Origin of the sequence: Psychrobacter sp. DM8 (genome assembly GCF_051307025.1) — a bacterium.
GTDB lineage: Bacteria > Pseudomonadota > Gammaproteobacteria > Pseudomonadales > Moraxellaceae > Psychrobacter.
The window spans coordinates 1-12291 of record NZ_CP195538.1; the positions used below are offsets into that span (position 1 = coordinate 1).

General features: G+C 43.6%; 9 protein-coding genes. 7 read left to right on the top strand and 2 right to left on the bottom strand.

What is annotated here, in order from left to right; genetic code table 11:
* The 6 genes from dnaA to ACR64J_RS00030 all read left to right on the top strand — a co-directional run bounded on the left by dnaA (nt 1) and on the right by ACR64J_RS00030 (nt 9275).
* Entirely contained in the window at nt 1–1449 is a 1449-nt protein-coding gene (dnaA, locus tag ACR64J_RS00005) for a chromosomal replication initiator protein DnaA (RefSeq protein ID WP_435949936.1), read from the top strand.
* A gap of 82 nt (nt 1450–1531) precedes the next feature.
* On the top strand, nt 1532–2707 hold the full coding sequence (gene dnaN, locus ACR64J_RS00010) for a DNA polymerase III subunit beta (RefSeq protein WP_435949937.1): 1176 nt from the start codon (nt 1532–1534) through the stop codon (nt 2705–2707).
* 58 nt (nt 2708–2765) lie between these two features.
* Nucleotides 2766–3992: a DNA replication/repair protein RecF gene (recF, locus tag ACR64J_RS00015; protein WP_435949938.1), complete on the top strand. Its 1227-nt coding sequence runs from the start codon at nt 2766–2768 to the stop codon at nt 3990–3992.
* A gap of 369 nt (nt 3993–4361) precedes the next feature.
* Nucleotides 4362–6971 (top strand): DNA topoisomerase (ATP-hydrolyzing) subunit B, encoded by a 2610-nt coding sequence (gene gyrB, locus ACR64J_RS00020; protein WP_435951082.1) that lies wholly within the window; start codon nt 4362–4364, stop codon nt 6969–6971.
* Between the two features lie 165 nt (nt 6972–7136).
* Nucleotides 7137–8612 (top strand): DUF6880 family protein, encoded by a 1476-nt coding sequence (locus tag ACR64J_RS00025; protein ID WP_435949939.1) that lies wholly within the window; start codon nt 7137–7139, stop codon nt 8610–8612.
* A gap of 69 nt (nt 8613–8681) precedes the next feature.
* Nucleotides 8682–9275 carry a manganese efflux pump MntP gene (locus tag ACR64J_RS00030; RefSeq protein WP_435949940.1) on the top strand — a complete coding sequence of 198 codons (594 nt, stop codon included), beginning with the start codon at nt 8682–8684 and terminating at the stop codon, nt 9273–9275.
* A gap of 138 nt (nt 9276–9413) precedes the next feature.
* On the opposite strand, the gene rlmF is transcribed toward ACR64J_RS00030, so the two are convergent.
* Nucleotides 9414–10454, bottom strand: a complete 1041-nt coding sequence (gene rlmF, locus ACR64J_RS00035) for a 23S rRNA (adenine(1618)-N(6))-methyltransferase RlmF (protein WP_435949941.1) — start codon at nt 10452–10454, stop codon at nt 9414–9416.
* Nucleotides 10455–10520: 66 nt separating this feature from the next.
* Entirely contained in the window at nt 10521–11243 is a 723-nt protein-coding gene (locus tag ACR64J_RS00040) for a LysE family translocator (RefSeq protein ID WP_435949942.1), read from the bottom strand.
* Between the two features lie 129 nt (nt 11244–11372).
* Here ACR64J_RS00040 and ACR64J_RS00045 point away from each other — a divergent pair, with 129 nt between their 5' ends.
* Complete coding sequence (locus ACR64J_RS00045; protein ID WP_435949943.1) at nt 11373–12173, top strand: crotonase/enoyl-CoA hydratase family protein; 801 nt, start codon at nt 11373–11375, stop codon at nt 12171–12173.
* The last annotated feature ends 118 nt before the right edge of the window (nt 12174–12291 follow it).

Sequence of the window (12291 nt, forward strand, 5' to 3'; positions counted from 1 at the left end):
ATGATAGAGACTGCAACCATTTGGGATAAGTGCTTAGACGACTTACGTTATCACGTCAAAGACAACGTTTTTACGATGTGGCTAAGACCTTTGTCAGCACATCAAGAATCAAAAACGTTGGTCATTCGCGCGCCTAATGATTACTTTGTCTCTTATATTAAAAAGAATCATCTACAAGATATCCAGCAGCTGGTTGCCAAACATAGTCAAGGTAGTATTGATGAAGTCGTTGTTCGAGTTGACAATACAGGTCACAATGACGGGTCTTATAGTGATGAAAATAATGCCTCTCAAGTCACAAGTGACGCCTCTACCCTACTCCAGACAAACTCAAAAGTTACTACCAATAGTGAGAATAATGAGTTATTGAGTTACGATACAGGCTTGCAGCAACATGCTCAGCTTATGGAGTCTGCTGATACTAAGTCTTTGAGTTATCTAAATCCTGATTTTACCTTTGACAGCTTTGTTACAGGCAAGTCTAATAACCTAGCTTACAAAGCCTGTTATGAGCTAAGTAAACGTCAATCAAAAAATAGGCACAATCCTTTATTTATATATGGACCTTCAGGATTGGGAAAAACGCATTTAATGCATTCTGTTGCGCATCGCTTTATAAAAAACAATAGAAGTTTTTATTATTTTACTTCTGAAAAATTTATTAACCAATTAGTTTACTCATTAAGAAATAATAAAATAGAAGATTTTAAGAAGAAAATAAAAAAAGTAGATCTACTTATTGTAGATGATATTCATGTTTTGGCTGGAAAGACTAAAAGCAGTGATGAGTTTTTGACTTTATTTGCTGACTTTACTAGTGGTGATAAGCAGCTGATTCTGGCCTCAGATCGTCACCCTTCGCAAATGACTGAATTTGATGAACGTTTTCGTTCACGATTTGCTTGGGGTTTGACAGTTGCAGTTGATCCCCCTGAGATTGATACTAGGGTGCAGATACTACAAAAAAAGGCCGCTTCCTTTGGTATGGTATTACCTAAGGACTGTGCATTGTTTATCGCACAAAATGTGGTGTCGAACGTCAGGCGTCTAGAAGGTGCTCTAAATCAAGTTTTTGCCAATGCCAATCTGACAGGTGCACCAATTACGCTTGAGATGGTACAGTATGCGCTAAAAGACATTATCGCGATGCGTGTGCAAGCGGTAAATATGGATAACATACGCAAAGTGGTTGCTGAGTATTACAATATTAGCGTAAAGGATCTGATGGGACGCAAACGCACTCGAAGTATTGCCAGACCACGCCAGATTGCAATGTCTTTAGCTCGCGAGCTCACTGGTGATAGCTATCCTGATATTGGTCAGTCATTTGGCGGACGTGATCATACTACTGTAATGCACGCCTGTGACAAAGTCGCTCAACTGCGCTCAATGGATCCTGCTTTTGACAAAGACTACAAGTCGTTATCTATGATGCTACAAGCCGCTTAAAGCCTAGTATTACGGCTATGTTGTCGCCTACAATAATGGTTTATAATAAACCAAAAAGCCCTTTAAATAAGAGTAATTAAGCATGCAATTATCGATTAATCGAGAGTCGTTACTAAAAGCCATTAACCTGATCGCCAAAGCTGCTGACAAGCGCCATAATATGGTTATCTTGGGTAATATTAAGCTTCAATTATCCGAGTCTGAACTGATCTTAACGGCTTCTGATTTAGAGGTAGAATTGACATCGACTCTAAAGCTGCCAGCAGGCGCTTGTATCGAAGCGGGTGCAACGACACTACCTGCCACCAAACTAAAGGATATTTGTAAATCGCTACCAGCGCAAGCGCAAGTCAATCTAGCAACGCAAGCCAATGAGCGCTGCCTATTAACTAGTGGTAAGAGTCGATTTACCTTAGGAACGCTGCCAAGCGAAGACTATCCAAGCTTGGGCAATCCTGAAAGTATCACGCCTCTAAACATCAGCCGTAGCCATCTATTGGACTTAATTCACAAAACACAATTTGCGATGGCGATTCAAGATGTGCGCTATTACCTAACGGGTATGTTGTTTGATGTTGCAGAGCAGCAGCTCACGACTGTTGCGACTGATGGCCATAGACTGGCTTTGGCTCGCAGCGTGGTTGATGTCAGTCAAGAGTTGAATATGCAAGCTATTTTGCCGCGCAAGGCCGTTATTGAGCTTGAGCGTTTGGCCTCTGAGCTTGGTAAAATGCTCGGTGAGCAAGATAATGCAGTAACGCTTAGCTTTGGCCGAGAGTTTTTGCAAGTCAGCTTGCCGTTTGGTAACGTTGATAGTACAGGGCAGGTGAGCACGGACTTGATGGTCACTTTTACTGCGCGCCTTATCGATGGCAAATTCCCTGACTATCGCCGCGTTATGCCAAGTAATACAGATAAGCTTGCACTATTTAATCAAGAAAAAATGATGGATGTATTACGCCGCGTTGCTATTTTGAGTAATGAAAAATCGCGCGGCGTCGTGTTTAACTTTGCCAGCGACGGTATGGTTGAGGTTCGTGCTAACAATGCCGAGCAGGACGAAGCTATCGAGATGCTACAAGCTAAATATAGTGGCGAGCCGATGGAGCTGTCATTCAATGCCGCTTACTTGCAAGACGTTCTTGGAGTGATCCAAGGAGATTTGCAAATGCATATGAGCCAATCTAATGCCTCAGTACTAGTCAACCAATTGGGTGATGAGTTTCATCAATACGTCATCATGCCTATGCGTATATAGTGCTTCACACTCTAAGATGCGATGATTTATAGACTAAAATATATTATTAGGTAGTTATATGATTGAACGTCTACAAGTCTCGCATTTACGCAACCTTGATAACCTAAGTCTCAAAGCCTCAGCTTGCAACATCATTATTGGTGCTAATGGTAGTGGGAAGACGTCTCTACTTGAGGCGATATTCTTGTTATCCCGTGGCAAAAGCTTTCGTCATCATCAGCCTAAACGCTATATTCAACATTATCAGCCTGCAACGACGGTACATGCCACTCTGTCGGCAGATCGTACTATTGCTATTCAAAAACAGCTCGATGCAACTACCATATTACGTTTGAACCAAAACACTGTTTATACGCAAAGCGCTCTGACTGAGCAGCTACCAACGCTACTAATTGATCCCTCTACTATGGATATGTTAGAGCAGGGCAGTGCTAGTCGGCGTCAATTGCTCGACTGGCTCGTGTTTCACATGAAACCAGGCTTTCATTCGCAGTGGGTCTCCTATCAGCGCTTGCTTAAGCAGCGTAACAGTTTACTCAAACAAAGCAGTAGCTTAAGCCAAACACAACTCAACGAGTTAAAGTCTTGGGATAAAGGTCTTGCCAATCATGCAGCGCTTATCCATCACTACCGCGAGCAAGTATTTGATGCTTGGCGACCCTTTTTTGCGCAAAGTATCGCACAGCTATTGCCGTCTTACGCAGATCAGCTGAGCTTGAGCTACAATGCAGGCTTTGACGCTACAAAACCTCTTGATGAGCAGCTCAATGAGCGTTTAAGTCAGGATTTGCAACTGGGTTATACTCGTATCGGCAGCCACCGCGCCGATATACATGTGCATTGGCGCTCAAATGATGACAAGTCTAAACCAGTAACTGATAATGCGATAAAACTACCAACCTTAAAAGAGCAGGCCGCTAACGTCTTATCTCGCGGCGAGAAAAAGCTACTGATTACCGCTTTACGCTTATCACAGTTGCCTCTACTGCTTAATAAACAAGTACTGAGTACGCAGTTTGCTGACCAAGAAAAGTCAGATGATGTCAGCATAAAGGATATTGGTTCTAGATTAGATCTATCTATAACCCCAGTTGTACTCTTAGATGATATTACCGCAGAGCTAGATGGTAGGGCGCTTGATATTTTATTGTCCACACTAGCAAAGCTTCCGTGTCAGGTCTTTATGACCAGTTTGACCGAAGATGTCATTGCATTCATCAATCGTTATTGGTCATATTCTACAGTGTTTCACATGAAACAAGGCATCCTTTTGGCTACTGAATGAGATAGTGATTCTATTGCTAGAATATGCCAGCAAACAGTGACTTACGAGCAAAAAAATGCTAAAATAGGGCTTTATTTTTGTCCTATATTCAGCAAATTATCTTAAGGTAAAAAACGAGCGATTCTAAGCCTCTATATCTATTCAAGCAACTGATTATTAAAGGTTTTATATTTATATAAATCTACAAGCAATGAGTGCTGATAAGCGCTGAGATTGTTTTAATTTTTATCACATCAAGTTCAACTATTTGAGTCCAAGATAACATTATGCTCGCCTCACTACAGACGCGTGCTTATGATAAGCAACTGATTATGGCTAGACTAAGGAATGCACATGAGTGAGTCATTACCTATCGATAACGAGCAACTGATGTCAGCAGAATTACAAACAGATAGCATCGTTGAAACCATTACCCCTGAAGGATTGCCTTCAGATTATAGCTCCAAAGACATCCGCGTATTGCGTGGTCTTGAAGCGGTACGCGTGCGCCCTGGGATGTATATCGGTGATACTGATGATGGCACCGGTCTTCATCATATGGTCTTTGAGGTCGTTGATAACTCAATTGATGAGGCCTTAGCTGGTCACTGTGATCAGATTGATATTATCATTCACGAAGATGAGTCGGTTAGCGTTATGGACAATGGTCGCGGCGTTCCTGTGGATATCCATCCGGAGGAAGGCGTATCAGCGGCGCAAGTCATCATGACAGTACTGCACGCTGGTGGTAAGTTCGATGATAACAGTTATAAAGTCTCAGGCGGCTTGCACGGTGTTGGCGTCTCTGTGGTCAATGCGCTGTCCAAAAAGCTTGAGATGAACATCTGGCGTGAGGGTTTTCATTACCAGCAGACTTATACCGATGGCGTGCCTGATAGCGATATTCAGCAGATGGAGGCGACCGATAGAACAGGGACGCAAATCCGTTTTTATCCAAGTACTGATGTGTTCACAGGTACGATCTTTGAGTACGATATTTTAGCAAAACGTTTGCGTGAGCTATCATTTTTAAACTCAGGCGTACGTATTGTCCTGACAGATGAGCGTATCGATAAACGCCATGAATTTGAGCACAAAGGCGGCTTGTCTGAGTTCGTAAGCTACATCAATGCTGGCAAAGACGGCATCAATGAGATTTTCCATTTTAACAGCGACCAAGATGACGGCATCGGTGTAGAAGTGGCGTTGCAGTGGACCGATACTTATAACGAAAAGGTATTATGCTTTACCAATAATATTCCGCAGCGCGACGGTGGTACGCATCTATCAGGCTTTCGCTCGGCACTGACTCGCGTACTAAATACTTATATGGATCGTGAGAATCTGTTTAAAAAAGAAAAAGTCACGGCGACAGGTGATGATGCGCGTGAAGGCTTGACCGCTATCGTCTCTGTCAAAGTACCCGATCCTAAGTTCTCAAGTCAGACCAAAGACAAGCTGGTATCTAGCGAAGTCAAATCTGCGGTCGAATCGGCGATGCATGATAAGTTTAATGACTTTTTATTAGAGAATCCAAGCGCAGCTAAAGCAATTGCAGGCAAAATTATCGATGCCGCGCGTGCTCGTGACGCCGCTCGTAAAGCCCGTGAGATGACGCGCCGCAAGACCACTTTAGACATTGCAGGTCTGCCAGGTAAATTGGCTGATTGCCAAGAAAAAGACCCTGCGTTATCTGAGCTATACATAGTGGAGGGTGACTCTGCTGGCGGTTCAGCCAAACAAGGTCGTAGCCGCAAAACGCAGGCAATTTTACCGCTAAAAGGTAAAATCCTAAACGTCGAGCGCGCGCGTTTTGATAAAATGCTGTCCTCAGCTGAGGTCGGTACGCTCATTACTGCGCTTGGCTGCGGTATCGGTCCTGATGAGTATAATCCTGACAAAGTCCGCTATCACAAAATCATCATCATGACTGATGCGGACGTTGATGGTTCGCACATTCGTACGCTACTGTTGACTTTCTTTTTCCGCCAAACACCTGAGCTTATTGAGCGCGGCTACATTTATATCGCTCAGCCGCCACTATACAAAGTCAAAAAAGGTCGCCAAGAGCTGTACTTAAAAGACGATGAAGCACTCAAAGCTTATTTATTATCATCAACGATAGATAATACTAAGCTGCATGTAAGTGCGGACGCGCCTGCGATTACTGGTCAAGCGCTTGAGACTTTATTGAACGATTATAACCAGACGCAGCTAATAAAAGCGCGTTTGCAGATTCGTTATCCTGCGTTGCTACTTGATGCATTGACGCACACGCCGAAGCTGAGCACGGATATGACTTATGATAAGGCGTCTATGGAGGAGTGGCGTACATCATTACAGACTCAGCTTGATCACTTTGGTAGTGATTTAAATCCTGAGATCGAACTGGTCAATATTCACGCGCCAAAAACGGATGCAAGCGAGATGGATGCTGCTGCTGCTGATTTATTAGGCATGAAGCCGCAACCTGAGCTATTGGCTGATAACACCGATGCCCAAATACAGACAGCGTCTAATAGCGAGATGCTATCGACCAAAGCGCAGTGGCTACCACGTGTCACCATTTACGTCCATCAATTAGCCCATCATTACTTGCTTGATGCCAGCTTTATCAATTCAGGTGAGTATACTCGGCTGCTGCGTTTATCGAGCGAATGGAATACGCTACTAGATGACAGTGCGTTTATCCGCCGTGAGAATACTGCTGGCACGACCAAAGACATTCCAGTCCGCGACTTTGACTATCTATGGCAGCAGATGATGTTAGACGCGCGCCGTGGCCTTGCGATTCAGCGTTATAAAGGTCTGGGTGAGATGAATGCCGATCAACTCTGGGATACGACGATGGATCCAGAAAATCGCCGTATGCTACGTGTGACTATTGAGGATGCCATTGCTGCAGATCATATGTTTACCTGTCTTATGGGTGATCATGTCGAGCCGCGCCGCGCCTTTATTGAAGAGAATGCGTTGACAGTCTCTAATCTTGATATCTAGTATAGTGTTTACTTTTATTTGTCCCGTCCTAAAATAGGTTGAGGGTTTATAAGGAGTCAGATACTGCAAGTATCTGGCTTTTTTGTTTCATGTGAAACCCATTTAATAGTGAGATATTGTTTTATCATTTTAGGTGATAATTTAAAAATAGCTTAAGGACTATCTATGTTAGATGATCAGCAAAAGGCGTGTCTATCAAAGCTGCCTAAGGCGACTTTGGTTAATTTTGTGGCTGATGTGCAAGGTATGGACAAGCTGCTTGATAAAAAGATTGAGCGTCTATTACTACAATCAGACAAACCTAAACTGATTAAAAAGCTAACTTCTACCTTAAAAGGACTCAGACGCCGCCGAAAATCGTTAAACTTTTGGGAGTATAGCGATTTTGTGACTGAGCTACATTACCTCGTAGATGATGTTATGAGTCTATATCCTGAGCAAGCGCAAGCGTGTTTAGAGCTGCTTGAGCTATTTATTGATTCTACAGAACCTACCTTTGAGCGGATTGATGACTCAAACGGTGATGTCATTGATATTTACCAGAATCTGACCTCGTTATGGCTACAAGTAGCGACTAGATGTTACGAGCAAGAATTGCAGGCTGCTGGCATAGATGAGAAAGATATCGTCCGCCATGCGTGGATGGAAAAAGTAAAGTCTATAGCTTGTGATAATGACTATGGCACTAAAGACCATATTCTGCGAGGCGTAGATCAGCTGTTTACATCAATAGAGATACAAGGCCTGATTGAGGATTACAAATACGATTATCAGACGCTACTTAACGATGCTTTTAATGATTTTTTTGATGGTTCCAAGCCTAGTTTTGATGAGCAAAACAGCGCTAATAGTATCCACAAAAAATATCTTGAGACCGCACTTACAGATCTAGCGTGGGCACTAGGCGATATCGACGTGTTCGAAGAGATGTACTTGTATTTAAATACTCATAGAGTGTTTTCGTTATATGAGTTTAAAATGTTTATCACGTTTATGCTTGAGCAAGACGCTTACCATACTGCTTTGCGTTATTTGACCAAAGACTGGCAAGATAGTCATCATGTCCCAGAGACAGAGTGTCTACACTGGCTCAATAGAGTTTATGCGCAGCAAAATAATGTTGCACTACAACTAGACGTATTAAATACAGCATTTGAGCTTGAGCCAACGCCTGCACTTTTTGAGCAGATTATGGCGATTGCTACACCAGCCCAGCAAGCCGACTTACGCAAAAAAACCTACGAGCTGGCTGATCAACAAGATGATGTCATCATTGCGATAGGATTATGGCTTGAAGTTAAAGAGACGACGCGCGCCAATCAGGTCGCTATCGCGCGCCAAGATGAGTTTGACGATATGCACTATACGACTTTGACTCGGTGGCTTAAACAACTTCCTGATGAGACTCATCTTATTCGAGTGGTCATCTACCGCAGCCTACTCAATGATATCTTGGAGAATGATCGCAGTATGGCGTATGGACATGCAGCTCGCTACTACAAGCACTTAGTCAAGTTAGATGCTTTTATTAATAGATCTGATGCTGGCTATATGGGTCTTGACCATCATAAGAATTATGTGGATTCTATTCAGAAAAAACACGGTAAAAAGTACAGCTTTTGGGATAGGGTTGAGTCGTAACTACCTTAAAACCAGTCATTGTCAATACCTTAAGACGTTCCACGTGAAACAAGAATGAGTAAGTTATAAATGATAGAAGTCATACTACTAGCAATCGCTTTGGCAATGGACGCTTTTGCCGTTGCTATAGGGCTTGGCGCGCAGTCACAACATAAAAACCGCTTATATTTACGACGTTTAGCTATCTATATCGCGTTATATTTTGGCATTGCACAGGGCGTGATGCCTCTGATCGGTTATTTATTGGGCGTAGCGGTGATAGGGTGGTTTGCTGCTGTTGCACCTTGGATAGGCGGTTTTATCCTTATTGGTATTGGTGCAAAGATGCTTTATGAGGTCGTACGCAATGAGCAAAGTGAAGCGGGAGATAATGGAGCTCATACTGATAAAAACCTTTGTGTACAGGACACTATTGCTCAGCGCACGTTATTGACCCTTGCTATTGCAACCAGTATCGACGCTATGGTCGCAGGTTTTACACTTAACGTATTAGCCTTAAATGCTTGGTTAGCCTGTTTCATTATCGGCATAACTACAGCAATCTTTAGCTTCTTTGGCGTGTATCTAGGCCGAAAATCAGGAACTTGGCTTGAGGATAGAGCAGAAATGGTGGGCGGTGTGGTACTTATTGGTATAGGACTTAAGATACTGTTCTTTACCTAAAAAACATTTCTAAACGCTATTAAAAAAGACCACTCAAAAATGAAGTGGTCTTTTTGGTTTCACGTGAAACTATATAGCATTCTTTGTAAAACGTATTGTTCCATGTGAAACCTATAAAAATATGTGCCTATGAATAGATTAACTCTCTTGTGCTTCATCCATGGTAAAACGCCATGCTAGCACTCGCGTGCTCTTTTGACCTTGACTCATCTCGATAATGCGCATCTGCGCCACATCAAGTTGTTTTAATAATAGCTGCAAAGGTTTTACGTTTTCAGACTTAGATACTAAGCTTGTGAACCAACCAACATGCTCAGCAAAGTCCTTGCTCTCTTTAATCATCTTGGTTAAAAAAGCAATCTCGCCGCCCTCAGACCACAGCTCTTTATGTTGACCGCCAAAGTTTAGGTTGTGCGCGGCATTACCCGATTTTGTTGAGCTGCGACTTATTTGCGCGTTTTCATTCTTGCCGCGATGTCTTTGCAAATTATGCTGTTTACGGCTATTAGCCTGCATCGCTTCTTCTAATGAGGCATGAAACGGTGGGTTACACACCACGACGTCGAAGTAATCTTGGCGACCGATGATGTTTTTAAAGATGTATTTCGGTTCAGGTTGCAGCTTGACTTTGATCGCGCCCTTAAGCTTCGGATTGGCTTGGCTGATAACCGTCGCGGTATTAACAGAAACCGTATCAATATCACTTGCGGTAAAGCGCCATCCATAGCTTTGAGCGCCGATAATAGGGTAGATGGCACTGGCACCAGTGCCAATATCGAGCGCATGAATATCTTTGCCCATCGGCGGGCTATTATCGCTACTCACATGGGTCGTTTGCGCGAGCAAGTCGGCGATGTAGTGAATATAATCAGCGCGCCCTGGAATAGGCGGGCACAAATAACCCTCAGGTATGTCCCAAAATTTGACACCATAATAATGCGCGAGCAGTGCTTGATTGAGCACACGTACGGCCTTGGCATCAGAGAAATTAATCGTCGACTCACCTTTTGGATTGGTAATGGTGTAATCGCTAAGCTCAGGTAATGCACGCGTCAATACTGCAAAGTCATAGCGACCTTGATGTGGGTTACGCGGATGTAATTGCCCCAGCTTTTTCGCGGTTGCTGGGGATCTGTTTCTATGTTTTGGACTGCTGTTTCTAGAAGAGAAATTGGTCATAATAGTAGGCTATAAGGTGTGAATATAACCGAGTATTTTAACAGATTATCATCGTTAACAGCCATCTTATCGGCTACGCAAAATCAGGTTTAGTCCTAATATAATCATTGCTGTACCTAAAATACGCTCTATCCAGTGCTCAAAGCGCTGAAAACGGCGCAAAATTGCTGGAATAGAGAGCAGCATGACCACGGTGCTAAACCATGCCATCTGTAACACCATCATCCACACGCCATAAATGGCCAGTTGCCAAAGCGGGATACCGGGCGATAATACTAGGGTAAATATGGCGACGAAATACACAGGCGCTTTTGGATTAAAGACATTACAAAAAAATCCACGACGCAAAATAGCAAAAGTAGAATCGCTGTTGCTCACGCCAGATTTTGTCGGTTTAACACTTTGACTGTCTAAAATAGTTTGAGTATTGGGCGCTGCTATGTCCGAGACCGACTTAGGTTTAGCTTGAATGGGTTTAGCTTGAATGCCTTGCCAGCCTAAATAAATCAGATAAGCGCCGCCCAACCATTTAATAGCGGTGAGTAGAGGCTGCGAGTGAGCGATTACCGTTGCCAGTCCCAATACCGAATAGATAATGTGGACGGCGAGACCTAAGGTAATACCGAGACTACAAATCAGACCCGTGCGTCGCCCCTTTGCCAAAGTCTGCTGTGAAACTAATACAAAATCAGGACCTGGGGAGGCGGCAGCAAGCAAGTGCACGCTAGTGATCAGCAAAAAACCGTGCAAAATTCCATAACGCGCTCTAATAAGGGTTACAAGTTGCATAATAGTGGCAGCTATCATAAATCAGGTCAACTTATATTGATAATGGCTTTGCTGCTTGTGTTATAGAGTGGGGGTGGCTATATTGAAAGCACGTTGATTAAAGCGATACCAACAAAAAAGGATAAAACTATGACTACGCAAAGTAACGATACGGACAACCGCATTACCTTTGAGACTGATGGTTACATCTGCCTGATTGGACTTAATCGCGCCGACAAGCGCAATGCCTTTGACAGCCATATGATTAAGCAGCTCTCTAGAGCACTTACTAAATATGAGAGTGATGATAATCTACGCTGTGCGCTCATTTTCGCTCATGGTGAGCACTTTACCGCAGGTCTTGATCTCATGGAGCTACAGAATAAATGGGACAAAGGCGCGTTTGAATTTGATGAGACGCAAATTGACCCGTGGGGCATCGGTGGTAAATTACGCAGCAAACCCGTGGTCGTCGCGATACAAGGCACTTGCTTTACCGCGGGTATTGAGCTGATGCTAAATAGTGATGTGGTTATCGCCAGTAGCAACTGCAACTTTGCACAAATGGAAGTCCAGCGCGGTATCATGCCATTTGGCGGGGCGACGGTACGATTTGTGGCGGCAGCGGGTTGGCAAAAAGCAATGCCATATCTATTAACTGGCAAGAACTTTGATGCACAAACCGCAGACAGACTCAATTTGGTCAGCGAAGTGGTGCCGAATGGTGAAGAGTATGAGCGCGCACTAACGATAGCACAAGAGATCTGCACCGCCGCCCCGCTTGGCGTACAAGGGCTACTGTCCTCAGCACAAGATGCCAGTCGTAATGGCGCAGCTAGCGCTCTAGCTAATATTCATGGCTATCTACCGCACTTGTTTCATTCAGAAGATGCAAAGGAAGGTGCGATGGCGATGGTAGAGCGCCGCGCGGCTGAATTTAAAGGGCGCTAGAGCTTTGACTTATATTTATTCTAAAATTGCTTTATGACATCAAGGGCAATGATTACCATGTTAGACATTATTAATATCACTGCCCCTATTTTTATCGTCATCGTCTCGACAATCGGCT

What these genes read in the sequence shown, in the direction of transcription:
- dnaA (WP_435949936.1), top strand. Translation starts at nt 1, where the DNA reads ATGATAGAGACTGCAACCATTTGGGATAAGTGCTTAGACGACTTACGT.
- dnaN (WP_435949937.1), top strand. Translation starts at nt 1,532, where the DNA reads ATGCAATTATCGATTAATCGAGAGTCGTTACTAAAAGCCATTAACCTG.
- recF (WP_435949938.1), top strand. Translation starts at nt 2,766, where the DNA reads ATGATTGAACGTCTACAAGTCTCGCATTTACGCAACCTTGATAACCTA.
- gyrB (WP_435951082.1), top strand. Translation starts at nt 4,362, where the DNA reads ATGTCAGCAGAATTACAAACAGATAGCATCGTTGAAACCATTACCCCT.
- ACR64J_RS00025 (WP_435949939.1), top strand. Translation starts at nt 7,137, where the DNA reads ATGTTAGATGATCAGCAAAAGGCGTGTCTATCAAAGCTGCCTAAGGCG.
- ACR64J_RS00030 (WP_435949940.1), top strand. Translation starts at nt 8,682, where the DNA reads ATGATAGAAGTCATACTACTAGCAATCGCTTTGGCAATGGACGCTTTT.
- rlmF (WP_435949941.1), bottom strand. Translation starts at nt 10,454, where the DNA reads ATGACCAATTTCTCTTCTAGAAACAGCAGTCCAAAACATAGAAACAGA.
- ACR64J_RS00040 (WP_435949942.1), bottom strand. Translation starts at nt 11,243, where the DNA reads ATGCAACTTGTAACCCTTATTAGAGCGCGTTATGGAATTTTGCACGGT.
- ACR64J_RS00045 (WP_435949943.1), top strand. Translation starts at nt 11,373, where the DNA reads ATGACTACGCAAAGTAACGATACGGACAACCGCATTACCTTTGAGACT.